Annotated in this window: 18 protein-coding genes; 11 read left to right on the plus strand and 7 right to left on the minus strand. The window is 43.3% G+C overall.

All coding sequences use genetic code 11. The annotated features are described in order from the left end of the window. Positions 1-29 precede the first annotated feature (29 nt). Both BK120_RS11605 and BK120_RS11610 read left to right on the plus strand, forming a co-directional pair. A complete protein-coding gene (locus BK120_RS11605; RefSeq protein ID WP_076267646.1) occupies positions 30-1781 on the plus strand; it encodes a glycoside hydrolase family 35 protein in 1752 nt (583 codons plus the stop codon). Between the two features lie 131 nt (positions 1782-1912). Continuing rightward, positions 1913-2794: a polysaccharide deacetylase family protein gene (locus tag BK120_RS11610; RefSeq protein WP_076267647.1), complete on the plus strand. Its 882-nt coding sequence runs from the start codon at positions 1913-1915 to the stop codon at positions 2792-2794. Between the two features lie 156 nt (positions 2795-2950). Here the strand turns inward: BK120_RS11610 and BK120_RS11615 are convergent, their stop codons facing one another. Then, positions 2951-4660, minus strand: coding sequence for an alpha-keto acid decarboxylase family protein (locus tag BK120_RS11615; protein WP_076267760.1), 1710 nt, complete (start codon positions 4658-4660; stop codon positions 2951-2953). A gap of 306 nt (positions 4661-4966) precedes the next feature. On the opposite strand from BK120_RS11615, the gene BK120_RS11620 reads away from it, so the two are divergent. Further along, positions 4967-5839, plus strand: coding sequence for a DMT family transporter (locus BK120_RS11620; RefSeq protein WP_076267648.1), 873 nt, complete (start codon positions 4967-4969; stop codon positions 5837-5839). Between the two features lie 85 nt (positions 5840-5924). On the opposite strand, the gene BK120_RS11625 is transcribed toward BK120_RS11620, so the two are convergent. After that, positions 5925-6407 (minus strand): CcdC family protein, encoded by a 483-nt coding sequence (locus tag BK120_RS11625; RefSeq protein WP_076267649.1) that lies wholly within the window; start codon positions 6405-6407, stop codon positions 5925-5927. Positions 6408-6779: 372 nt separating this feature from the next. Between BK120_RS11625 and BK120_RS11630 the strand changes: the two genes are divergently transcribed. Further along, positions 6780-7859: an ABC transporter substrate-binding protein gene (locus BK120_RS11630; protein ID WP_076267650.1), complete on the plus strand. Its 1080-nt coding sequence runs from the start codon at positions 6780-6782 to the stop codon at positions 7857-7859. Between the two features lie 186 nt (positions 7860-8045). Here the strand turns inward: BK120_RS11630 and BK120_RS11635 are convergent, their stop codons facing one another. Continuing rightward, on the minus strand, positions 8046-8648 hold the full coding sequence (locus BK120_RS11635; RefSeq protein ID WP_076267651.1) for a TetR/AcrR family transcriptional regulator: 603 nt from the start codon (positions 8646-8648) through the stop codon (positions 8046-8048). 304 nt (positions 8649-8952) lie between these two features. Between BK120_RS11635 and BK120_RS11640 the strand changes: the two genes are divergently transcribed. The 7 genes from BK120_RS11640 to BK120_RS11670 all read left to right on the plus strand — a co-directional run bounded on the left by BK120_RS11640 (position 8953) and on the right by BK120_RS11670 (position 20985). Then, positions 8953-10398, plus strand: a complete 1446-nt coding sequence (locus BK120_RS11640) for a 4-hydroxyphenylacetate 3-hydroxylase family protein (protein WP_076267652.1) — start codon at positions 8953-8955, stop codon at positions 10396-10398. A 104-nt stretch (positions 10399-10502) separates the two neighbouring features. Continuing rightward, the gene (gene ssuD / locus BK120_RS11645; RefSeq protein ID WP_076267653.1) at positions 10503-11651 is read left to right on the plus strand and encodes an FMNH2-dependent alkanesulfonate monooxygenase; all 1149 of its coding nucleotides are present in this window, start codon (positions 10503-10505) and stop codon (positions 11649-11651) included. A gap of 53 nt (positions 11652-11704) precedes the next feature. Further along, entirely contained in the window at positions 11705-12484 is a 780-nt protein-coding gene (locus BK120_RS11650) for an ATP-binding cassette domain-containing protein (protein ID WP_076267654.1), read from the plus strand. 12 nt (positions 12485-12496) lie between these two features. Then, entirely contained in the window at positions 12497-13495 is a 999-nt protein-coding gene (locus BK120_RS11655) for an aliphatic sulfonate ABC transporter substrate-binding protein (RefSeq protein ID WP_076267655.1), read from the plus strand. 15 nt (positions 13496-13510) lie between these two features. Next, positions 13511-14311 (plus strand): ABC transporter permease, encoded by an 801-nt coding sequence (locus tag BK120_RS11660; RefSeq protein WP_076267656.1) that lies wholly within the window; start codon positions 13511-13513, stop codon positions 14309-14311. Between the two features lie 147 nt (positions 14312-14458). Further along, on the plus strand, positions 14459-15037 hold the full coding sequence (locus BK120_RS11665; RefSeq protein ID WP_076267657.1) for an LOG family protein: 579 nt from the start codon (positions 14459-14461) through the stop codon (positions 15035-15037). 506 nt (positions 15038-15543) lie between these two features. Beyond that, complete coding sequence (locus BK120_RS11670; protein ID WP_076267658.1) at positions 15544-20985, plus strand: glycosyl hydrolase family 8; 5442 nt, start codon at positions 15544-15546, stop codon at positions 20983-20985. Positions 20986-21086: 101 nt separating this feature from the next. Here BK120_RS11670 and BK120_RS11675 read toward each other — a convergent pair whose 3' ends face one another. Genes BK120_RS11675 through BK120_RS11690 form a run of 4 tightly spaced genes read right to left on the minus strand, consistent with a single transcriptional unit; the run spans position 21087 to position 25193 of the window. Beyond that, positions 21087-22214 (minus strand): GerAB/ArcD/ProY family transporter, encoded by a 1128-nt coding sequence (locus tag BK120_RS11675; protein ID WP_076267659.1) that lies wholly within the window; start codon positions 22212-22214, stop codon positions 21087-21089. Positions 22215-22227: 13 nt separating this feature from the next. Then, positions 22228-22461: a hypothetical protein gene (locus tag BK120_RS11680; RefSeq protein WP_076267660.1), complete on the minus strand. Its 234-nt coding sequence runs from the start codon at positions 22459-22461 to the stop codon at positions 22228-22230. A gap of 12 nt (positions 22462-22473) precedes the next feature. Beyond that, complete coding sequence (locus BK120_RS11685; protein ID WP_076267661.1) at positions 22474-23694, minus strand: Ger(x)C family spore germination protein; 1221 nt, start codon at positions 23692-23694, stop codon at positions 22474-22476. Next, a complete protein-coding gene (locus BK120_RS11690) occupies positions 23691-25193 on the minus strand; it encodes a spore germination protein (protein WP_076267662.1) in 1503 nt (500 codons plus the stop codon). The genes BK120_RS11685 and BK120_RS11690 overlap by 4 nt, the downstream gene beginning before the upstream one ends. Positions 25194-25471: the final 278 nt, after the last annotated feature.

Raw genomic sequence — 25471 nt, forward strand, 5'->3', positions numbered from 1 at the left:
ATTTAACTATTTTATAAGGCGGGAAATAGATGACTACATTTAATTATTCTGGATCTTCATTTTATTATAATGATCAGCCGATACGTCTTCTCTCAGGAGCTTTTCATTATTTTCGAACTGTACCTGAGCATTGGCAAGATCGACTTGCAAAATTAAAAGCCTGCGGTCTCAATACCGTGGAAACATATGTCCCATGGAATCTTCACGAGCCGAAGAAAGGCCAATTTTATTTTGAAGGCATGGCGGATATCGTTCGTTTTATTGAGCTGGCTGGAGAAATCGGGCTGCATGTGATTGTTCGCCCAGCGCCTTATATTTGTGCGGAATGGGAATTTGGCGGATTGCCAGCTTGGCTGCTGGCGGACCCTGATATGCGTCTGCGCTGCTACCATAAGCCGTTTCTAGATCATGTAGATGCTTATTATGATGTGCTGCTTCCGAAATTAAAACCGCTCCTATGCACGAGTGGCGGGCCGATCATCGCGATGCAGGTCGAGAATGAATATGGAAGCTACAGCAATGACAAACGCTACTTGATTCATCAAAAAGAAAGCATGATTGCTCGTGGAATAGACGTTTTGCTATTCACTTCCGATGGACCAGAAGATGCGATGCTGCAAGGCGGTATGATCGATGGTGTTCTGGCAACGGTGAATTTTGGGTCTCGGCCAGCAGAAGCGTTCGAGAAGCTTAAGCAATATCAACCGGATGCGCCATTTATGTGTATGGAATATTGGAACGGTTGGTTTGATCATTGGGGGGAGGAGCATCATACCCGTCCCGCTGAGGATGTCGCGAGTGTGCTTGATGAAATGCTTAGTCTGAACGGATCCGTTAATTTCTATATGTTCCATGGCGGAACAAACTTTGGTTTCTACAACGGAGCGAACGGCCATACAGCGGATAGCTATGAACCTACAGTGACTAGCTATGATTATGATGCTTTGCTAAATGAATCCGGTGAACCGACCGCTAAATATTATGCGGTGCGCGATGTTATCTCCAAATATGTGGATGTACCTGCATGTGAATTGCCAGCTCCGATCGCTAAGAAAGCGTATGGACAAGTGAAAATGACCGAGCAAGCTTCATTAACGGCTAATTTGGACAACATCTCTGCACCTATTTATACGGCATACCCTGAGACAATGGAAAAGCTGGGGCAGGATTACGGATTTATCCATTATCGTACGTTTATTAGCGGACCTCGTCCTAAAGATCAGTTTTTCTTGCAAGACGTGCATGACCGTGCACAAATTTTCCTTAACGGACAGCCGGCTGGTGTTCTGGACCGCGTCCATACTGATGTGAAAATAGAATTTGAAGTGCCTGCTGAAGGAGTAGAGGTCTCTATCCTTGTTGAGAATTTAGGCCGGGTTAATTATGGACCTTATATGAAAGACCGGAAAGGGATTACCGAAGGGGTACGTTTTGGGCGCCAGTTCTTGTCGGATTGGACGACGTACACGTTACCTCTAACGGAATTATCGGGTCTGCAATTCGGGAGCATCACGGAACAAACAGGTCCGAGCTTCTTCCGAGGAACGTTAATTGTGGATGAGCCATGTGATACTTTCCTTAGTTTGGAAGGGTGGACCAAAGGGGTCGTGTTCATCAATGGTTTCAATCTGGGTCGTTATTGGGATATTGGACCGCAGAAGAGATTGTATGTGCCAGGTCCATTATTGAAGCAAGGCAATAATGAGATTATTATCTTTGAATTGCATGGAACGACTGATAGCACCGTTAGCTTCTTGGATCAACCTGATCTAGGCTCTTAAAATAAGACGACTATAACTTGAATTGGATAACCAGTATATATTGAACGGAAATAAATGACTTGGGCAAGGGCGTAGGCACAAATGTGCTTACGCCCTTGTTTATGTTTCAACTTCAATTAGGGGGAGAGCAAATGAATTCCAAATTAGGATATAAACAATCAGATCGATTATTAATTATTAATGCGGATGATTATGGAATAACATGGGGAACCAATGAGGCTATTCATACATTATTTCAACAGGCTGCCATTACCTCAACTTCAATAATGATTCCCTGCCGAGCAGCCAAAGAAGCTTTAAGCAGGGGTGATATTCAGACTATCGAGCACGCCGGAATTCATTTGACATTATCAAGTTCAGAGCATCAAGGATATAAGCTTGTGTATCTTGAGAATCCGCTCCACAGCCTTGTTAATTCAGCTAATGAATTTTTTACAGATATCGCATTTTTAGAGTCCAATGCTGATCTGGATGAGGTTAGGCTTGAAATGCAAGCTCAAATTACATATGCGATTTCTCAAGGGATTGATCCCACTCATCTTGACAGTCATGCAGGGAGCATCTTTGGTCTAAACACAGGACGTGATTTTCTAGATATAGCACTAGATTTATGCCAAGAGTATCAACTGCCCTTTAATTTGCCTAGAAGAATTCTAATGCAGCCGTTTATAAACGAAGAGCAAAAGGAGAGATTTTCCGAACGAATTTCTTCAGCGGACAGGCGCGGTATTTTCCTCATTGATGATATTATTTCCCTTCCCTATTGCCGTAGCACGAATGCAGAGTACGAGACGGTGAAGGCGCAGCTTGTATCCATGATCAAAAACCTAAAGTCTGGTATCACCCAGTTAACTGTTCATCCGTCTATCATTACTGATGAACTAAAGCAATTCACAAACTGTTGTATGGAAAGGGAAATTGAATTCCGCTTACTTTGTGATTGGGATTTAAAGCAGCTCTTCCTAAAGGAAAACATCAAGCTCATTTCGTGGAAGGACATTCGTGACCTATAACGATCAATTAATGGGCAACAGCGTATTGTTTAGCTTTGATCATTCCATGAATAAAGTTAAAGCCCGATAGCTTGGTTCTAGAGTCTACCGGGCCTCATAATGAGAATATTTATAGTGTTTATGAAGGAAGAAGAAGCAAACTGGATGCTGCTTATTCTAGTTTTGGCTGCGTTGTTTCTCCTGCATTTCCAAATAATTGCGCATCCGGCGCATATTTTCTGGTGCGTCCATAGGGTCAGCGGCTATCATTTCAATGATACAGAGTCTTCCTGCACATTCCCTCTCCGCTTGGATTATAGCCTGATCAAGCTCTCCATAGGTTTGTACTGTCACGGCAAACGCATCGCCTCCAAACACTTCGGGAAGCTTAGTGTATGACCAGCGCGGAATTTTGTTATATTGCTGATTCTCTGTTTTGACATTTAAATATTTCTCGATGGTGTAGCCATCGTTGTTCAAGATGAAGATAATAGGCTTGCATTCATAATAGAGCATGGTGCTGATCTCTTGGGCTGTCAATTGCAAAGAGCCGTCACCTGTAAATAACAACACCCGCCGATCAGGCGCAGCGACGTTGGCACCGTATGCGGAAGGTGTGGCATAACCGATCGCCTCCCAGCCACCTTGTGCAATATATGTTGCATTGCGCGGCAGTCTCACCTGCGCCATCCCGTTGTAAAACGTGCCGGTCTCGGCGACCACAATATCCCCCTCCTTCAGCATCTTCTGAAAACGCGGGTAATAATTGGCCGCAGTTAGTGGGTCACCGGCACTGCCAGTTATTTGGTCGTATGGGAATGTTGTTTTTCCCGCTAAACCTTGGCCTATGTATCCAATATTCTGCACCGCAAGCAGCATGTCGGCTGCGAACACATTCGGATATTCCGCTTCTGCGACCTTGACCATGTCCGGTTGAATATTGATTGTCACGAGCGGGTTTAGCTTCGCAGTGAAGTTCGCGGTATTATTGTCCGCCCATACCATGCCTACCGCAATGACACAGTCTGCATTTTCTACTGCGGTTTGTACTTCAGAACTTCCGAATGAACCTTCGTACATCCCAATATAATTCGGATGGGTTTCGTCAAATGCCCCTTTGCCGAACATCATTGTTGCAACAGGTACGTTCATCGCGTCGGCTAGCTGCCGAACTGCGGTTACGAGGTCGAAACGCATGGTTTTGACATCAACCAAAATGACCGGCCGATGGGCACGCCCCAGCAGTTGGCGGGCATGCTCCGTTGCTGCCTGAAGAGTTTTCAGATTGGACATTGGACGCGGGGGGATCGGCTCACTTCGTGTAATGATCGGCATTGTCACTAAATCATCAGCCACAACGAGGTACACTGGCTTTTTCTTTTCCTTCGCAATACGAATGGCGGCTGGAATTTCAATCTCAGCGTTTTCCGGTGCCAGTACTGCAGTATAAGCCGTAATCTGCTTGTACACTTTATGGAAGACGTCAAAATCCCCATCCATTAGAGTGTGATGCATCAGCTTATGTTGCTTTTGATCCTTATCGGGAGGCGCACCTACGATATGAATTATCGGCACATGCTCGCTGTTAGCTCCCGCTATCGCATTGCAAGCACTAAGCTCTCCGACTCCGAAAGTCGTAATAAGAGCGGATATGCCTTTAACTCTTGCATAACCATCCGCCGCATAACCTGAGTTTAATTCGTTCCGTCCACTCATAAACCGTATGCCTTTATAGCGCTCCAGCGTATCCAATAGTGTAAAGTTATAGTCTCCAGCAACGCCAAAAATTTCGGTAATGCCCTCCAGCTGTAGACAATCGAACAAGTACTGGCCTACTGTTTTTTGAGTCGTGCCAGTTTGCAGGTTAGCACTGCCAGCCGCTGTCATCGTTTTCAATTTCCGCTCACTCCCATTTCTTTTCAGTCTGATCCTGCATAAGATTCCCATTTCATTGGACTGGTTATTCACTAAGGGTTGTTCTAATACGCTGGTACATCGTTATAATTAAAATAGTTAATAGCCTTATCAAAAAAATTCATATAAAATAAAATTACTCTTTTGAAAGTGAGCTGAAGACGGATGATCTGGTCACCACTCTTTGAAAACGATGTACCTGTAGTTATTCTTCCTTAACGGCAGAAAACTACAACTCCGTTAAGGACAGGAACTGTCTAGGAAAACGGAGGGTACAAAATGAAAAACACCTTATTAGGTTCTTTATATTTATCACTCGCTGCTAGCATTTGGGGCGGGATGTATGTGGTTGTAAAACATGTGGTAGACCTTGTTCCACCACTTGAATTAGTGTGGATTCGTTATGTAATTGCGATTTTAGCATTGCTATTTATTGGCGTTGTAACGAAACAATCATGGCGGATTGAAAAGCGTGATTTATTATTAGTTTTCTTCATTGGACTTATTGGAAATACCATTTCTATCATTACCCAAGAAGTAGGTACGATGCTTTCTACAGCACAAATGGGTGCTATTATTACTTCAACGACACCAGCATTCATGGTGCTATTTGCGCGTATCATTTTAAAAGAAAAGATTACGTTAAAAAAAGCAATTTCAATTATTTTAGCTACAATAGGGGTAAGCATTATTGTCGGAAACGCCAATATCGATTCATCCCTACAACTTGGTGGTGTATCACTGCTTATTGCCGCCCTTACTTGGGCGCTTATGTCTGTTCTTATTAAGCGGGTACCCAGGAACTATTCACAAATTGTTGTAACTTTTTATACAACCCTTGTAGCCATTGTTTTACTTACACCTTTCACCGTTACTCGATTGCCAGAGCTTGATTTTCAAGCATTGATGCATCCATCTATATGGGGCGGACTATTGTACTTGGGAATTATTTCGACAGCCTGTGCCTTTTTACTGTGGAATCGTGGGCTGCAAATGCTTAATGCTTCGAGTGGCGGATTATTTTTCTTTTTCCAACCTATAGTCGGTGCTTTTTTAGGCTGGCTATTGCTAGGTGAACAAATTGGTTTATCATTTTGGATAGGTACTATACTCATTTTTATTGGTGTGTTATTAGTCATTCGCGAACAATGAATCGAAAAAAGCTGATCAGCGCTATTGCCGATCAGCTTTTTTTTATTGTGAGAATTTCTTTTTTGTATTCGCAGGCAACCAAACTTTAGTTTATTTTAGACAATTGCAATTGGTTGGCCACACGCCGAAATTTGATAAACGAAAAAACTCTCCACGGAATGATATAACCGAAAGCTACTAGCATGAATAAAGCTGTTTTACCTTGAGGATCCAAGTCGGACAATTCTTGACGCAGAGCAAACCGTATGAACACAATACCTATGAAAGCTGCGATAAATCCCCAGTTTTTCTTGGAATAAATCAAATTGTCTTCTCTCACTTCGTAATTAGTAGTCCAAATCAATGGGATGGAAAATATAACGCCAAGCCCGAAGGCTATTCCAAAAGCCCAAGCCGGTTCATTCACGTTAGGATTAATAATTAAAGACAGGCCAGGGATTATGAATAACAGTGGAATCAGTAATCGAATCCCGTTCCCCCGTATTGGACGGTACATGCTTCTCGTCCTTCTCCACAAAACTAAAACGGCTATAAAAGCGATCATCATATAAAAAGTGTTTCCGTTCATTTTCTCGCTCACCTCATCGATTTGATACTTTTATCTTAATTGTTTTGACATGCCTTAATTAGTGATAAAGGTAATTTTCTTAATATGACGATAGTCATTTTATGGGGCAGCCATTTGGAGTATATTTCTTATCTCAACGTGTGATGGTGTTTTATGGCTGTTTCTGGCTATTTTTCATCATCAGAAGTAAAAGCACTGCGAGAGAGCTAAACTACTGGATAAAGTGAAATTCCGATAGAAATCTCGGTTGAGAAACAGTTTTATAGAGCTCAAAGTAGTGGAATTTTGTTGTATTCATAGCCGTAATTAGTATGCTATAATGATTTGTCGATAATGAGAATCAATATCAATATAAATTGCGGAGGGAATACGATGCTTCAAAGAAAGAGAACGGATTATGTAAGTCAGGGTGGCAATTGGAATCAAGGAAGGAATCAGAAATTCGCAGGGTTAATGATTATATTACTGTTGGCAGTAATGATCAGCGCTTGCGGCAATAACACGAATGCAGGTGAGAAGGCTAACTCTGGCAAAGCCACGGAGCCTGTACAAACGGACAGTCCTCAGTCTACCGCACAAGCGGAGGAGAAAGAGCAGCAAACGATCAAGCACGCGTACGGAGAGACGAAAGTTCCGTCAAACCCAAAACGGATCGCTGTAATCGGACTTGAAGATATTACATTGTCATTGGGAGTACCGATGGTATATGCGTATGGATTCAACGGCTATTATTTAGAAGATCAGTTAAAAGAATTGAAAATCCCAATGTCTGGCAGCTCAGATACGAATCAGAATCTGGAGCAGATTCTGGAATCAAAGCCGGATCTAATCCTGCTTCAACAGTATTTTACCGATCAGGCGGGATACGATGAACTTAGTAAAATTGCTCCAACGCTTCCTTTTACTCCAGATGATTGGAAAACCAATATAACTGAAATCGGAAAAATATTGGGGCTGGAGGAAAAATCACAGGCGGTAATTCAGGCGTATGACGATAAAATAAATGAAGCTAAAGCAACGATATCTTCTGCAGTTGGAGCGGACAACAAGGTAGTCTTTATTCGTCCATCAGTCAAGGATCTGCAGGTGTTTTTCCCTAGCTTTAACAAACTGATCTATGAGCAATTGGGTTTAGTTCCTGACACGAGTATTGCAGCGTTTCAGAAGGAATCATCCGATGATTGGGGAATAAATACGTCGCTGGAGAAGTTGCCTACGATTACGGCAGATTACATATTTGCCATTTATGGTGGATCGATCGACACAGCGGAGGATTTCGCGAAAGAGGAAGCTGCTTCAGCGGAAGTTGAGAAGCTTAGTGTTTGGAAGTCGATGCCTGCTGTCAAGGAAAATCATGTGTTCAAAGTATCGGCTAGACATTGGATGTCTTCGGGACCAAATGCTGAGGGCAGAGTCATTGACGATGTAGTGGCTGCGGTTACGAATAAATAATAAAATGAGTCCCTCGAATCAAAGGTCGCTTAATTGAAGCGGCCTTTGATTTTGTTCAATTACATGACGTTATTATCAGCTGAAACATCATGTATTAGAGTTACTCTACACTTTTCCTCATATCCATGAATCTTATTCCTTGTCTGGAGCTGCCTGCTATTCTAGTTTCCAGTTTGATCCCCGGTTCTATAACCCCATAGCTTTATCCGTGCCGAGCATGCTAATTCTCGTCAACTGAAGAGCCATGTAATTAGCGCTGTATTTCATTCCGTTGTCATACCACTTCTCTACTACCCCAATAATAGAAGAGCAGAGATAATCCAATAGAACGTCCATGGGAATAAGCATCTTTTGTTCGAGTTTGAAATGGGAGATGATAATGAACTGGCTTTCTCTAATAACCTCCAGCATACGGCTTCGAACTGCATTATCCTCGATTCGCTTGAACATGATCGTATAAAATCCTGCATGGGTTTGAAGATGATCGAACAACGTGACGAAATAAGGATGAGGACTGTCTATCGTATTAGAAAGTACGGAATGGCTTACTCTAGAGGCTTCAAGCTCTTCGGATAACAAGGTTAGCTTCTCTTCAATAACGGCATGAAGGAGATCGAATTTATCTTTGTAATGGGCATAAAAGGTTGATCGATTAATTTCGGCATGTTCCGTTAAATCGGCTACAGAAATATCAGGAAATCCTTTTACTCTTAGAAGGGAAACGAAAGCTTCCGTTATGACCTTCCGTGATCGGATAATTCTCCGGTCTTCTTTCGATGGCTGCAGCATGTTTTTATCCTCCTTCAGATAACAAACAAAATGGTCATATATGTTGTTTAACCAACAAATAGAAATCCATGTTTAAGCGAGCAATTTCCATGGTTTTAAATCTTGCCAGTAATAAAAAGGTCGAATAGATATATTCTATTGTTGTTTGTTTTTGAGTAATCAAACATAGATCGTTGTTTTGTTGTTTAAAGGACATAAGAACTAAAACTGATGGTTGAAAACATTGAAGAAATTGGATAATATCACAACAGGAATAAAAACATAGTATTCTTATCGGAAAAAGAAGTCAAGGAGAATCCGTTCAATGACAACGAGAGGTGAAAAGTTTCTAAAAAGCCTTAAGGATGGTCGAAAGGTTTGGCTTGAAGGCCAAGCGGTGGATGATTTGCCCACACATCCCGCGTTTCAAGGCACGCTCAAAACCATCACAGGACTATTTGATTTGCTGGATGATCCGCATCGCAGAGATGAAGTTGGATATTTGCAGCCATCATTAGGCCGATATGTTCACAGTTCGTTTCTAGTGCCTTATTCGAAGGAAGATATTTTAACAAGAAGTAAAGCTTTTACCTGTTGGGCGAAAGAAACAAATGGCATTATGAGTCGTTTATCCGACTACGGAAGGTCCATGATTACGGGATGGTACGCGGATAGAGAGGAAATCAGCAAGAGGGATTCGGGATTCCAAGCGAAGATCGAGAAGTATTACGAATCGGCCAGAGATAACGACTTGTTTCTTACGACGGCTATACTGGACCCGCAGATCGATCGTTCCCGTGAACTGAGCGATGAGCGTATTTCAGAAAGATTCCTTCATGTCGTGAAGGAAACGAGCGAAGGCATTATTGTGCGCGGAGCGAAAATGATTGCGACAGGAGCGCCTTATACTCACGATTTCATTATTTTCTCCTTTTTGCAGCTGAAAAAGGAGAACAAGGAGCATTCGCATGTACTCATTGTTCCGGCAAATTCAAAAGGGCTGCATATTGTTTGCCGGGAATCGTTCGCAGATTCGAGAGAAAAGGAACATATTTTGAGCTCTCGATATGAGGAAATGGACGCCGTGCTGTTTTTCGACGATGTTCTGATTCCGTGGGAACGCGTATTGCTTTATGGTGACTCAGAATCTGTATTGAGTCTGCGGAACAACAAAACGGCGAATTCGCTCGCTTTCCATCAAACGGTTGTGAGGTCCGTCGCAAAGCTTGAATTCGTAACAGGGCTTGCTTTCGCAATATCGGAATCCATTGGGGTAACTGGCTTTCTACACATTCAGGAGAAGCTTGGCGAGCTGCTGACGCAAGTCGATACGATGCGCGCGCTGGTGATCGCTTCTGAGACGAAGGCTGCGCAAAATGCTTCGGGAGTTTGGTTGCCTGAGATTTCCTTCATCGATACGGCAAGGAATATTGGAACGAAAATTTATCCGAGAGCGATTGAGATTCTGCAGCAAGTCGGAGGAGGAGGGTTCGTTCAAACCCCGTCCAGTATGGAAGACTTCTATGGTCCGATCTCCAAATTCATGCATCTGTATTTCGAAGGCGCCTCTGTCAGCTCGGAAAAAAAGGTAAAGTTGTTCAAGCTGGCATGGGATTTAATCGGCAGTCCGCTCGGCTCGCGCCATGAATTGTATGAACGTTTCTACGCGGGTGATCCCGTTCGCTCGTACGCGAATCAGTATTTGAACACAAATAAAAGCAGTTATATCGATCCGATATGGAAGCTATTACAGGAAACGAGCAAGGGATAGATGATCAACCTATATCAAAATACAAGCCGATTAGACCACTAAAGGCACCTTTCTCCAGCTACATGGGACAGGTGTCTTTTCTATTTGAGAGGAGATTGAATATTTTGGAAGTTTTCTGGTTTATTCCCACACACGGCGACGGACATTTTCTAGGCACTAGCGAAGGTGCTAGAGCGGTTAACTATGCATACACCAAACAAATCGCTCAAGCAGCTGACGAGCTGGGGTTTGGCGGCGTACTTCTTCCAACGGGCCGCTCATGCGAAGATGCATGGGTTGTCGCTTCAACGTTAGTTCCTGCTACGGAGAAGCTGAAGTTTTTAGTTGCAGTAAGACCGGGCTTGATGTCTCCTACTTTGGCGGCAAGAATGGCGGCAACGCTGGATCGCTTCTCCAATGGACGGCTGCTTATCAACGTTGTGACCGGCGGCGATAAGGCAGAGCTTGAAGGAGATGGCGTTTTCCTAGATCATTCGGATCGCTACGGCTTAACCGGTGAGTTCCTCGAAATATGGAAACGAGTGCTGCAAGGAGAAGAAGTGGATTTAGAGGGAGACCATCTGAGCGTGAAGGGCGGGAAAGTGCTTTATCCTCCGCTTCAAGCCCCTTATCCGCCACTTTATTTTGGGGGATCTTCGGATGCGGCAATGGAGATAGCGGCTGACCACATCGATGTTTATCTGACATGGGGTGAGCCTCTGGAGCAGGTTGCTGAGAAAATCACCAAAATGAAACGACTAGCGGAGGCTGCCGGAAGAACGATTAAGTTTGGAATAAGACTGCATGTTATTGTACGTAGAACAGAAGCAGAAGCATGGCAAGCGGCGGATGAACTTATTTCACATGTCGATGATGAAACCATTGCGAGGGCTCAGAGCTCTTTTGCCAAGATGGATTCGGAGGGACAACGCCGGATGGCTGAGCTGCATGGAGGGGACCGAAGCAAGCTTGTGGTAAGTCCTAACCTATGGGCTGGGGTCGGCTTGGTTCGCGGTGGAGCAGGCACTGCGCTTGTAGGAGATCCCGATCAGGTAGCCGCTCGCATGCTGGAGTATCAAGAGCTCGGAATTGAAACCTTCATTCTATCTGGCTACCCCCACTTGGAGGAGGCTTACCGGGTCGCGGAATTGTTGTTTCCGAAGCTTCCATTGCAAAAGAAGGAGCAGATGGATCAACCGCTCTTCATAAGTCCATTCGGCGAAATGATTGCCAATCAGATTATTCCGAAGAGTACAACGACCTCCTCGCGCTAAGCATGACCGCTCTTTCGAATCTGGAGAAAAGAAAATATCAAGGAGGGTAAAGCGTGGAACAAACTACTTTAGGCAGCCATCTGCAAATCAAGAAAACGGCTAAGCGGTACGGAAATAAGCAGGTTCTACAAGAGGTGGAGCTTGAAGGGAAACCTGGGGAATTCATTGCCATCGTAGGAAGGAGCGGCTGCGGGAAAAGCACTTTGCTTCGACTGGTGGCGGGTCTTGAGAAGGCATCAGAAGGCGGCGTATATATCGACAGCGAGGAAATCCGGTTTATACACCCGGATACTCGGGTTCTGTTCCAGGATGCTAGACTGCTCCCATGGAAAAGTGTACTGGAAAACGTCAGAGTCGGCGTCAAGGACGGAGTCATTCAGAAAGCGGAGAAAGCCCTCGAACAAGTGGGGCTAAGTAGTCGCGCATCCGAGTGGCCGGGCGTGTTGTCCGGTGGGCAGCGCCAAAGGGTGGCGCTGGCCCGCGCCTTAGCAGGGAATCCCAAGTTGCTGCTGCTTGACGAGCCGCTGGGCGCACTGGATGCCTTAACTAGAATCGAAATGCAGCAATTAATAGAGCGATTATGGACGGAGCAGAAATTTACGGCACTGCTGGTCACTCATGACGTTGCGGAAGCGGTGCAATTGGCGGATAGGGTTATTCTCATTGAGCACGGAAAGATCGCATTCGACGTTAGGATTACGTTGTCGCGACCGAGAGAGCATGACAGCGGCTTCGCCTATTACGAGAAATTGATTCTTGACCGCATTCTGACTAAAGAGAAACCCGAATCGCCAAGTGGAAATACAGGTAAAAACGATAACTATACCATTTAAGGGGATATGAACATGAGAATAGGAAAAGGCAAGCAAATCGCTTTCGCGATTGTTATGGTTTTGGCCATATTACAGTTGGCGGGCTGCGGCAACGGCACGTCGAAGGAAGCATCAGCAAGTGTTACGAAGATTAAGCTGGATTATGCTTATTATAATCCGGTAAGCCTTGTGCTGAAGGAGAAAGGTTTTCTCGAGGAGGCGCTTAAAGCAGATGGCATTCAGGTGGAATGGGTACTTAGCGCGGGAAGCAATAAGGCATTGGAGTATTTGAATAGCAAAAGCATAGATTTCGGCTCTACGGCAGGCGCTGCGGCATTATTAGGCAAAGCAAACGGAAATCCCATCAAGTCGATTTACGTTTATTCTACGCCGGAATGGACAGCTCTTGTCACAAAAGCTGATTCTGCGATTACCAAGGCTCAGGACTTGAAAGGCAAGAAAATCGCGGTTACTAAGGGGACGGACCCGTATATTTTCCTGCTGCGTATTCTGGATCAAGCGGGGTTGAGTGAAAAAGATGTAGAGCTCGTTCAACTGCAGCACGCGGATGGAAAAGCAGCTTTGGAAAAAGGTGAAGTCGATGCTTGGGCGGGATTAGATCCGTTTATGGCGCAGACCGAAGTTGAGCAGGGCTCTAAGCTCGTTATCCGCGACGCTTCCTTGAATACTTATGGGGTGCTTAATGTAAGAGAGTCGTTCGCGAACGATAACCCGGAGTTGACGAAAAAAGTGATTGAAGCTTATGAACAAGCTCGGAAATGGGCCATCGGCAATGTAGAGGAATTCAAAAAAATTGTAAGCGAGCAATCCAAGCAGACGCTGCCAGTCGTAGAAAAGGTGATCGAAAGAACTGATCTTTCTAATCCTGTTATCGGCGATACACAGAAGAATGCCCTTAATGCAGCGGGTAGCGTCTTATTGAAGAGTGGAATTATTCCTGATAATACGGATGTTGCCAAAGTTGTAGATGAACTGATCGATTCGGAATACTTCACAAAGATCGCACAATAAACGGAGGTCATCGATTTGAAATTCACGGACAGTCGCATTTTTCAAATCGCTTTGGGATTCCTAGTTCCTATACTCCTACTCGGCGCATGGCAATATGCTTCCGTTACAGGATATGCAGCCCCCAACTTACTGCCGCCGCTTACCCGGATTTACGGCACCTTCACCGACCTGCTCGCATCGGGCGAGCTGGGTGATCATTTATTTATTACATTGTACCGGGTATTCGCTGGTTTTGTTGCAGGTTTGGCAGTCGCGTTGGTACTAGGCATTCTAAACGGATACTTTCGGTTTTTCCGTTATTTGTTTGATCCGATGCTTCAAGCACTCAGAAATATTCCCTCTATGGCATGGGTTCCGCTATTTATTTTGTGGCTCGGTATTTACGAGACTTCGAAGATCACTCTTATTGCCATTGGGGTATTTTTCCCCGTCTATTTGAATTTGCTGACAGGCATTATAAATGTAGATCGCAAGCTGATCGAGGTAGGATGGGTACATGGGTACAAAGGCTTCCGATTAATCTGGCATTTTTTTCTGCCGGCTACGCTGCCTTCCTTGGTCGTTGGCATGAGAAGCGGGCTCAGCATGGGCTGGATGTTCGTCGTAGCAGCGGAAATTATGGGTGCCAGCAAAGGGCTCGGGTTTCTCATGACCGACGGTCAAACGACGGGACGTCCGGCAATTATAATGACAAGCTTAATTTTGTTTGCAATATTCGGCAAGTTAACCGATATGGGGATGGTTTGGATAGGTTCCAAGCTGCTGTATTGGCAAACCGATTTCGGAACAGGAAACGACAAAGCGCGTAATGGATGAGTTCATTGAAGGGCAGCTGAGAGCAGCTGTCCTTTTTTTTAATTTGAGAGGCGGTTTGTGAAACTCAGAATTACTAATTTGATTTATCGTCAATATATAGTATATTAGACTATGTAAATTATCAATATATAGTTTGGAGATGGATATATGAAATCAATTTGTATTTTTGCTGGATCAAATTTAGGGGAGCATCACGATTATAAAGCGAAAGCTGCTGAACTTGGTCATTACATGGCTAAGAAAAATTATCGATTAATCTATGGCGGCTCTAAAATAGGTTTAATGGGTGAAATCGCTAATGCTGTCATGACTGGTGGCGGTGAAGTGATCGGAGTTATGCCTAAAGGATTGTTTAGAGGAGAAGTGGTGCATAGAGAATTAACTCAGTTAATAGAAGTGGAAAATATGCATGAACGCAAGGCTAAAATGAGTGAACTAGCAGATGGTTTTATTGCTTTGCCCGGCGGTTTTGGGACATATGAGGAGCTTTTCGAGGTCTTGTGCTGGTCACAAATTGGCATACATAAAAAGCCTGTAGGTATTCTAAATATTAGAAATTATTTTGATCCTTTCGTTCAATTGATTAACCATAGCATTAAAGAAGGCTTCTCCAATGATTCACATCTCAGTCTTATCAATGTTTCCAGTGAACCATTAGAACTTTTACATCAATTGGAAAGCTATATTCCTCAAACGCTTGAACAAAAATGGAAGCAGCTTAACTAAAGGGAGGCGTCCGCCCTTCGAACCAGCTGTCTGGAAAATGGAAAACCCGATCCAATGAGATCGGGTTTTTTGACTTTTTCTCGGAAATGCAAAGTCTAATTAATGTATATTTTATGCATTTTAGGAAGTCTATGCATCTGAAAAATCAACACTATTCAAATTTACAAATAATTTAAGCGCTTATACTTAAAATGATTAATGAATTCGTTTTTCTTATAGGAACGGGGAGGATAAGTGCGAAATAAGGAGAAAAATTTGAATTGGACAGGTGAATAACTACTAAATTCGTAGAAAAATCCTTGGAAGTGATTGACAGGGCTTTCCTTACAGGATAAACTCTTTTTTGAAGATTAAAGCGTTTAAACTTTTAGACAATGTAAATCGACCTGAAAGAGGGGGTGGAGCCAAGAGTGATTGTGAAAACCAAATATTTATGATAGCGCATTCAAAGAATTGGGCTTTTTGATCATTCGTTTTCATTATGGAAAAGAAAAGAGGTTAAGTATATGCATAGCAGAAACAAACGGAAAAAATCATTTCATGTAATGACTTGTATATTATTAACGTTCATCATGTTGACCACCACTTTCTCTAACTTTGTTGCTGCCGCGGATGAACCAGCAGCTGTGAGTAACGGAGCAGAGAAGGTTGCGGAATGGATATTTCCGAATGAAGGGGATAATGGCATCTCCATAGCAACAGGCGGTGCTTACGGAGCGGCTTCCTTGTTCCAAAATGTCGGTGGAACGTTTGAATACTATAGCGGGAGCAACAAGGATCTTAGTTATCAAGGCTGGAGCGGTGATTTTAGCCAAAAATATTGGCTTGCTACGATCTCGACCAAAGGCTTTAAAAATTTAACCTTGTCATCGGAGCAAACCTCTTCCGGCTCCGGACCGCGTGATTTTAAACTGCAGATGAGTACGGATCGGGCGACATGGACGGATGTGCCGAACGGTGCGGTTAAAATGACTAAAGGAGTATATAGTTGCCCGCCTAACGATGAATGCAAACTGAAGAACGTTGCGATTCCAAGTGAAGCGAATGATCAGGAGCTTCTGTATCTTCGCTGGGTCGTTAGCTCGGGACAGAACACAAATGGCAATAGTGATGGAATTGGAGGCGGAGGCTCCAGCAAAATCAGAAACATTCTGGTTCAAGGGGAGCGTATAGATAACTCGGCCATTCGTGTACCGACTATTGATCTGGTTAAGCTTCCAAAGGACAAGGCTGAAAATGTATCGGTGGATGCGCCGTTGACCGTCAAGTTTAATAAGGCCATCTCTTTAGACACCGCATCTGCTGTAAGCATTGTCGACAATGAGAATAAATCATTAGCCGGTGTTTCACTGGAAGTTGTTGGTGGAAACACGCTTAAGATTAATCATCCTGAGTTTAGTTATGGCAAAACGTATACGATCTCTGTTCCGAAATCATTAATCAAAGGTACAGACGAAGTGACTCAGATTCGTGATTTGACATGGAGCTTTAGCATACAACAATCGCCTTTCTTGCCGAAAATGATCAATATGACATTTAACGGTGATCCCAAGACGAGTATCGCTCTAGCATGGTATACCGATACGATGACAGACTCTGTCGTTCAAGTCGTTGAGGCTTCGAAAATGTCAGGGAATGTCTTCCCGGCAGCTGGAGTAGTCAGCTATAAAGGAACGGCGGAGGAAATTGAAACCTTTATGACAGAAGCTGATCGTGATTCCAAAACCTTCACGAAATTCATCAGTCATAAAGCAATCGCAAGAGAGCTGAAACCAGGTACAGCTTATAAATTCCGAGTGGGTAATGGAGAAGAGGGCAGCTGGAGCATTATTGGCTCATTTACAACGGATACAGCAGCTAACCAACCTTTCCGCTTTATTGCAGGATCGGATTCGCAGGCTTCTAATAAGTCTGATTTTGAACCGTGGGCAGATACGTTTAGGAAAGCAGTCGATTATACTCTCGAACCTAAATTTCTGATCAGTGCGGGCGATTTGGTCGACAATGGAGATTTGGAGGAGCAATGGCAGTGGATGCTGGGCTTAGCACAGGATTCTCTCACAAATGTTCCTTATGTACCTGTACTTGGCGGTCATGAAGTGAATGATTATGACGGTGATGTAACGACGCCTAATAATAATTTCTATAACCACTTCAACTTGCCTAAGCAAACGGTAGCGGGTACGGATGAAGGTTCTGTTTATTCCTTCGAGTATGGCGACGCGCTCTTCATGGTATTCAATTCCCAATATGAAGGCGGACTTGCAGCGAATGGGAAAGATGTAGAATGGGCGGATAAAGAGTTCTGGGATCAAGTGAAATGGATGCAAAACACAGTCGCGAAAAGCGATAAGAAATGGAAGTTTGTCACTTTCCATAAAGGACCTTACGGAGCTGGTGACAATTCAGCGCAGTGGGAAGATGAGCGGGTTCAATTTTACAAAAAGTATCTCATTCCTGAATTTGACGAAATGGGAATCGATATGGTGTTCGAAGCCCATGATCATATGTATATGAGATCATTCCAAATGTTAAATGATGAGATCATTAAAGACTTTAAAATCGATGAGGAAGGCAATGCTATCGATCCTAAAGGGACAGTCTACCTGATGTCTAATGCGTTCGGAAATAAGTTTTACGAAAAAAATAATCAGCATTATATTGATGAAAATGGGGATGCGCAAGAAGTAAAGGATGAGAACGGCAATCCCATTCCTTATGATGATTACTTTGCTGAGATAGACACTCAACCATTCAAAAAAATGTTTACGGATGTGTCTATTTCGGATAAAGTACTTGCTTTTACCGCATTTACAGCAGCTGTTGCAGACGAAAAAGCTGAAAATACAGTTGGCAAGGGATTGAAAGCTTATGATGATTACGGAATCAGAAGAACGGATACGAAGCCGGAGAAGGTAGAGAACGTCAAGGTGAAGGTGGAAGGGGATAAAGCGATTTTATCTTGGAAGAAGCCTTCTACAGGAACAGAGCCGGTTAGAGGATTTAGAATCTACGAGAAGAACGACAAAGTAGCAGCACACTGGAGCGAATATATTTCGGCAACTGGCAATCAAACGGAATACAGCTTAGAAATTAAAGACATCAATTCGAATAAGAAATATGATTTTATCGTTAAGGCTGTTGGAACGAGAGACAACTCCGCTCCGGTGGAAGTCACAACGATTGAAAATGGTGCCGAGAATGAGCCGCCTTCAGCACCAACAAGCTTGACTGGAAAAGCCGTATCCCCGTATCAGAACGAATTGACTTGGGCGGCATCCTCTGGGAACATCATCGTGGCAGGCTATAGTGTGTACCGTGATGGCGTGAAAGTTGGCGCAACATCAAGCTCAAAGCTATCCTATTCCGATACAGGTTTAGCTGCAAACAGCACTTATACGTATGAAGTGAAAGCAGTTAATCAAGAGGGACTAGAATCGCTTGCAAGTAATTCGATAAGCGTGAAGACGAAGCCAGCTGCTGCGGGTGAAGGCCCACTTAAAGCTTTCCCTCAGCATACGGCTTATGCGGACGGCACAATTAAGCCAAATCATATCACGCAAGCTGATATGGATAATACCGTGTCGAGATTATATGACGAGTGGAAAACGAAATATTTGAAAGAGAATCCATATACGTCAGGCCAATATTATGTGTGGTATGCGGATGGAGACTGGTTTGAAGAGAATGAGATTACCGTTTCTGAAGCTCATGGTTATGGAATGCTGATCACCGCTTTAATGGCAGGCCATGATAAAGATGCGAAGAAGTATTTTGACGGCATGTATCGTTATTTCAGAGCACATCCAAGCGAAATTAATCCAGACCTCATGGCTTGGCAGCAAGCTGATAATGGCAAAGCAATTATTGATATTAACGGCGTGGATTCAGCTACGGATGGAGATATGGATATTGCCTATGCGCTTCTTCTTGCGAGTGAACAATGGGGAAATGATGGGGAAATTGATTATTTGGCTCAGGCTCGTAAAGTAATAAAAGCCATTATGGATAGTGAAGTCAACCAAAAGGATTGGGTATTAAGAATTGCCGATTGGGCAACTAGCGGCGAGTATGAAAATGCTACCCGTCCTTCGGATTTCATGCTGCAGCATATGAAGGATTTTGCTGTTGTTTCCGGCGATGGCCGTTGGAATCAGGTAGTCGACAAAACCTATAACGTGATGGAAAGCCTTTATAAAAATTTCAGTCCGAACGCTGGTCTGCTCCCAGACTTTGTCGTGAAGGATACGGACAGCGGAAGCTTTATACCTGCACCGCCTTCCTTCCTAGAATCAGATACAGACGGCGATTACAGCTACAATTCATCCCGTACACCATGGCGCATAGGCACAGACTATCTCATTACAGGGGAAAAACGTGCCAAAGATCAGTTAAGTACATTAAATGAGTGGATTCGTAAAAAGACGGATAACGATCCACAAAATATTTTAGCAGGCTATAAATTGGATGGCTCGGAAGCGATAGCTGATTATCAAGATATCACTTTCTCAGCTCCGCTAATGGTTAGTGCAATGATCGATTCATCCAATCAAGAATGGCTAAATAAGCTTTGGGATCATAATACGGCTGTTAAAACGGAAGATGATTTATATTTTGGCAATAACCTCCGTTTGCTCAGTATGATTGTCGTATCCGGCAACTGGTGGACACCAACTATCGTTGATACGGATGCGCCTACTGATCCATCGAATTTAAAAGCAGAAGCAGTTTCCAGCACTCAAATTAATTTGACATGGTCTGCTTCTACTGACAATTTGGGAGTAGCAGGCTACAAGGTTTTCCGTAATGGTATTGAGCTGGCGACAACAACAAGTACATCTTATAGTGATACAGGGTTAAGCTCGGAAACAGCTTACCAGTATTATGTCATCGCATTCGATCATGCGAATAATTTCTCCAAGGCAAGCAATGCGAGAAATATTACGACACCTAAAGCGCCAACTGGCGGTAATTCAGGCGGCGGTACTGGTATAACAGAGATTGTATCTACGAATGGAAAAGCAACAATACCGGCTGGTTACTCAGCAAAGGTGAGTTTAGGTGAGAAAATTAAAGTCACGATCCCAGCTGGAGCAACAGCTCAGGAAATTATGCTGACCATTGAAGAGCTGCTGGATACGGCTAAGCTTTTCTCGAAAGACGATATTTCTCTCAGCTCAGTCTTTGAAGTGTTGAAAAATAGTTCGGGTAAATTCAGCAAAAATGTTACACTCGTCTTTGAATTTAATTCATCGCTGCTTAAAGAGAATCAAACGGCAGCTGTATTCTACTTCGATGAGACGAGCAAGAAATGGGTATCCATTGGAGGCAAGATAAACAGTAATAAAATTGAAGTTGAAGTTGATCACTTTACGAAATTTGCTGTCATGGCAATAAATAAAAATCAACTGAACTTCAAGGATATTGATGGTCACTGGGCACAGCTGAATATCCAAAAGGCAGTGGCAGAAGGCTTTGTAAATGGTTATTCAGACGGTACATTTAAGCCGAATAGTTCGGTAACACGTGCGGAGTTTGCAGTGATGATGATGCAAATGTTGAAGCCGCAAACAAGCGGAAGTGAGCTGCAATTTAAAGATAAGTCTGCTATTGGCGCGTGGGCGGTAAAGGCAGTAGCTCAGGCTGTTGAGGCTGGTATTCTTACAGGTTATGAGGATGGCAGCTTCCGTCCAAATGCAAGCATATCAAGAGCCGAGATGGTTGCTATGATCGCAAAAGTTACAGGCCTTGATGCAGAGGCAACCGGTAAAACAGGCTTTACTGATGACAGTGCTATACCTGCATGGGCTAAGAAGGCTGCAGAAACGGCGAAGAAGCAAGGAATTGTACAAGGACGCAGCGGTAACAAATTTGAACCAACTGGCGTTGCTACCCGTGCTGAAGCGGTTACTGTGCTGCTGAAATTGAAAGAAGTTTTGGGGGAATAATGTCTGAGCTTTACAGTTATTTATGCTTTTCAACGGAGCCGCCTTTTGAGGCGGCTCCGTTTTATTAAACAAACCTCCGATTTGTCTTCTTTCCATCACAGCTATGCTTGCTCATTCTCAGTAGTATTCTCCTGCTTACTTGTACTCTCGCCCGATCCACGAAACAGTAATATACCTAGAATGAACAGGGGGACAAAAATCGTGAAAATCGTAGCAAAGGGTGTCCAGTTTTTGGTGAGGAAATCATTGACGGAAATTGTATTTGTGTAACATAACAGCGCTAGAGCGATCAAGCCAAATCCCATCGGAATGACATATGGTTTCGGATCCTTCAATTTGAATAGCTGGCTGAACCCAATCAACGATGCATCAAACGTCAGCACAATCTTCATCACGATGGATAAAATCCAAATGAACATCATAATCCCTTCAATACGTTCAAGAAAATGGCCGATGTTAATATTTTTCGCCAGCACGTAGGCCGGAAATAATTGATTAGCGGTGACGGCAGCTCCCATTACGCCTATACATCCCACAGTTATGATGATCAGTACAATTCCACCGATTAGGGTTCCCCATACAAAGCCTCGTCCTCTTTTTGCTGATTTCGCTACGTAAGGATAAATCATGAGCAGCACAATCATTTCCTGAAATCCGGAAAAGGAGAAGCCAGCTTTTACAATGGGCTTAAAGCCATACTCCAGTATGGGTTCAAAGTCTAGAACTTCTATTTGAGGGAAGATAGGTATGATAAGAAAGCAGAGCATAAAAAATAGGATCGGAAAAAATATTTGTACCGCACGGGAATAAACGACCATGCCTGCTCGAACGGCAAATATAACAATAATGACAAAGATAATTAATAATATTTCAATCGGCGTTTCCGGCAAGGTTTGTGTGGTTAGAAAAAAACCGAGATCCCCAATCATTAGAGAGGTGAGCAAATAGAAAAAAGCGATAAAGCAAAGACCGAATACATTGCCGATCCACTTTCCAAAAGCAAGATGGCACATCTGGATGAGTGTTTTGTCCCCATATCGGTTACCGAGACTGACATAAATAAGGACGCTTAGAATGTTGAGTCCGATTCCTACAATGGCTGCGAGCCAAGCATCCTGTTTCGCTACCAAAGTAAGTCCTGCAGGCGTAATGAGGATGGAGGTGCCAATCATGAAGAAAATGACTAATATCGTGAATGTGCGAACACTTAAAGTATCTTGCTTCATCATCGGTCTTTTCCTTTCAGGACATCAAGGAGTAGATTGCACGAGCGTAAGGAGATATTATTTTTTCTATCCATTCCAAAGGGTTAGGCGGATTGTGCATATACATGAAAATCAGACTGCCAGAGGTTGCTGTTATCATAATGAATACAATCAGCAGAAGTTCTTTCATCCTGCGCTTGCCGAATAGGGGAGGGATTTCAACAATGGAAACCCACGTCCATGCACCGATTACACCTATCCATAACCACATAGCTGCCGCCACCTATTTTTTAATTGTGCTTCTAATAGACTGTACCGTAGTTCCAATTCGCCGAATAGTGCACTGAGATTGAACGGTGATATTCACATTTTCGAATATTTTATCCCAATCGTTAATGCCATGCCACATTTTCGGGTTGGAACGATGAAGTGCTGAACCAAAGCCAAATATATCTGCTTTAACTTGCTTTTGAAATTTGTGAATCGTGCGGCTCAGTATTTCTTCCAGTGTCTTATCGGCCAGCTTGTTTAATTTGGCTAACGTCTCCGGCTGAGTAATATCAAGCTCGCAGCTAATGTCTGTTATATCCTGCTCCGTTTTTAAAATGACTTCGAATGCAGGAGTTTCATTTTTCGTATTTACGCGTATATCCGTATGAGAATGGACGACTTGAAGACTTACATTCCCTTTGCTATCTGGACATGCAATCGTGCCAGTTGTTTTGACGATATTATTTTGAAGATAATTGAGCGCCTTTGTGTCGTTTTCATTCAGCCAGCCTACCATACGATCCCGTTTAAAAGCGGCCATACCGGTGTATTTGAGGATGACCTCTGGTTCAACATTTACAGCATCAGTTATTTTATCGCCTTTTGAAGGATTGCCTTCAATTTCTATAGCGGTTAAAGTCGCCCCTTTTCCTTGCTGGGATAAATCTTGAATCAGCTTGTCCAATGTGATTTTTCCGGTTGCAGCCCATAATCGGTCAGAGGTCTCCAGCTTGGTGTACAAGTTATTCGCAGGAATCGGATCAATAGGGCTGTACATGTTTAGGATTTCACTTGCTGTTGTTTTTTTAGCTACGATGAGATAAAAGTCTGTTCTCATCTCACGGTTTCTTGCGATAAAATCAAGCGGCTTACTGATTCCGCTACGAGCCACATCCTCGCCTATAATTAATATCCGCAGGTGTGGGTAATATAGCTGTCGTGCTGCCTTAACCGTCATTCTGCTGAGTGCATCCGGTACTGAAACGCCTGTTGCTTCATAAGAGACTACTGGACTGAAGTTGTTTGATTCTGCTTGCTTATTGCTTACCTGACCTGGATTAACAATTTGTACGGTTACATTGTATTTGTCGCCTTTCTTATCGATAGCAAGCCCTACCACGATGCTAAGCTCGTTTAACTCATGTCTGCTCCAGCAAGCAGTCATGAGAATGGCGGAAATTAGAAGAACGATGACGACGAGAACTAGCCTGACAAATGACGTAGAACGTTTCATGATTTTTTCTGCCTCACTAGATTTTTTGGTTTAAGGCTTTTGGGGCGTGTAATCATGGAGCGCAAGGGCATACGGAATAGAGTATCTTTCTGATCTGTACTGTTGAAGGGAGCCAGCGGCGCCATATAAGGAACGCCAAATGACGTGAGGCTGCATAGATGAAAAATGATCCCAATGATACAGATAAATACGCCGTACAATCCAAAGGATGCTGCCATGATCATCAGCAAGAAACGGATAATCCGAGCTGCGATTCCTAGATTGAAAGCAGGGAGTACGAAATTCGAAATGGCCGTTATGGAAACCACAATTACCATGGCAGCGCTGACGAGGCCAGCTTCTACAGCGGCTTGTCCAACAACCAGTGTTCCTACGATGGAGATCGATTGTCCAATCGTTTTTGGCATTCGTACACTGGCTTCACGGAGAATCTCAAAGGTAATCTCCATGACGAGCGCCTCTATAAAAGCTGGGAAAGGGACGCCTTCTCGCTGGCTGGCTAGATTATAGAGCAATGTCGTTGGAAGCAGCTCCTGGTGAAACGTTGTAATCGCAATATAGAAAGAGGGTGTAATGGTAGCTATAAGAAAACAAAAAAAGCGGAGCAAACGAATCAGCGTGCTGAAATCCGTCCGTTCGTAATAATCCTCGCTTGATTGGAAAAATTGCGTAAACAGTGCAGGAACCAGAAGTGCAAACGGAGTTCCATCGACCATAATCGCGACTCTTCCCTCCAGCAAACCAGCAGCTACCACATCGGGTCTCTCCGAATTAAATATGGTTGGAAAAGGTGAATATTTCTTATCTTGAATGTGTTCTTCTATATAATTACTTTCAAGAATGCCGTCGATATCGATTTTCTGCAATCGTTCTCTAACCATTTCAAGCACGCTATCAGAAACGAGATTTTCGATAAAAATGACCGAAACATCTGTCTTTGTGACACTTCCTATTTTATAGTTCTCAAACCATAGGTGCCGACTGTTAATTTTTCTGCGAATCATAGCGGTGTTCCAACTTAACACTTCAGTAAAACCTTCACGGGGACCGCGCACCACGGATTGAACGTTAGGTTCTTCAACCGAGCGAGCTCTAATATCTTTTGTGTCAACAGAAAGAGCTTGAGCACAATTATCAAGAAGAAGGATACTGTTTCCAGTAAGCAGCATATCAAATAATTCATTAAATGAAGTGAGTGTAAATACGGCTCCTTCAGGAATGACACTATTCTTGTAGTAATCCATTAATTCTGTCGGGGTAAAATATTGACTGCTCTCATGGTTTCCCATATAGACGGATTGAAGCATAGAGCTTGAGCTTGATAGCCCTTCAATATATACAATAGCTCCATGGATAGGCATTTTATTTGCTGAATTCACTTGGAAATGACGTGAAACCAAGTCAGGGCTGTGCCCGAGATTATCCTGCAGCATTTTTAAATTCATCTTTAAATCCGAATGCAACGGCTGGTCATCAATGTTGTTTGTTGGATTAATCATCTGAGTACCTCTGATCTGATGGTTAATATGGTATCGTTTAGTTAGGATATCCTCATTTCCCATATAGATACATATTTGTTGTGGCAACAGGATTATTAAGGGAAGTGAGGAGGTCAAATCCATTTCTCAAATTCACGAATACCCACACGATTAAAATCCCAACTAACCATAAAACAGGAAATCTGCCGTTTACATTCCTACCCTTGCTTACTAGAGAAGGGATATTTTTTTATAAAATTTAAGCCAAATGCTTAATTACTTTGTCTAATAGGTATAAG

It is taken from the genome of Paenibacillus sp. FSL A5-0031 (assembly GCF_001956295.1).
Classification (GTDB): Bacteria; Bacillota; Bacilli; order Paenibacillales; family Paenibacillaceae; genus Pristimantibacillus.

What these genes read in the sequence shown, in the direction of transcription:
- BK120_RS11605 (WP_076267646.1), top strand. Translation starts at nt 30, where the DNA reads ATGACTACATTTAATTATTCTGGATCTTCATTTTATTATAATGATCAG.
- BK120_RS11610 (WP_076267647.1), top strand. Translation starts at nt 1,913, where the DNA reads ATGAATTCCAAATTAGGATATAAACAATCAGATCGATTATTAATTATT.
- BK120_RS11615 (WP_076267760.1), bottom strand. Translation starts at nt 4,660, where the DNA reads ATGACAGCGGCTGGCAGTGCTAACCTGCAAACTGGCACGACTCAAAAA.
- BK120_RS11620 (WP_076267648.1), top strand. Translation starts at nt 4,967, where the DNA reads ATGAAAAACACCTTATTAGGTTCTTTATATTTATCACTCGCTGCTAGC.
- BK120_RS11625 (WP_076267649.1), bottom strand. Translation starts at nt 6,407, where the DNA reads ATGAACGGAAACACTTTTTATATGATGATCGCTTTTATAGCCGTTTTA.
- BK120_RS11630 (WP_076267650.1), top strand. Translation starts at nt 6,780, where the DNA reads ATGCTTCAAAGAAAGAGAACGGATTATGTAAGTCAGGGTGGCAATTGG.
- BK120_RS11635 (WP_076267651.1), bottom strand. Translation starts at nt 8,648, where the DNA reads ATGCTGCAGCCATCGAAAGAAGACCGGAGAATTATCCGATCACGGAAG.
- BK120_RS11640 (WP_076267652.1), top strand. Translation starts at nt 8,953, where the DNA reads ATGACAACGAGAGGTGAAAAGTTTCTAAAAAGCCTTAAGGATGGTCGA.
- BK120_RS11655 (WP_076267655.1), top strand. Translation starts at nt 12,497, where the DNA reads ATGAGAATAGGAAAAGGCAAGCAAATCGCTTTCGCGATTGTTATGGTT.
- BK120_RS11665 (WP_076267657.1), top strand. Translation starts at nt 14,459, where the DNA reads ATGAAATCAATTTGTATTTTTGCTGGATCAAATTTAGGGGAGCATCAC.
- BK120_RS11670 (WP_076267658.1), top strand. Translation starts at nt 15,544, where the DNA reads ATGCATAGCAGAAACAAACGGAAAAAATCATTTCATGTAATGACTTGT.
- BK120_RS11675 (WP_076267659.1), bottom strand. Translation starts at nt 22,214, where the DNA reads ATGATGAAGCAAGATACTTTAAGTGTTCGCACATTCACGATATTAGTC.
- BK120_RS11680 (WP_076267660.1), bottom strand. Translation starts at nt 22,461, where the DNA reads ATGTGGTTATGGATAGGTGTAATCGGTGCATGGACGTGGGTTTCCATT.
- BK120_RS11685 (WP_076267661.1), bottom strand. Translation starts at nt 23,694, where the DNA reads ATGAAACGTTCTACGTCATTTGTCAGGCTAGTTCTCGTCGTCATCGTT.
- BK120_RS11690 (WP_076267662.1), bottom strand. Translation starts at nt 25,193, where the DNA reads ATGATTAATCCAACAAACAACATTGATGACCAGCCGTTGCATTCGGAT.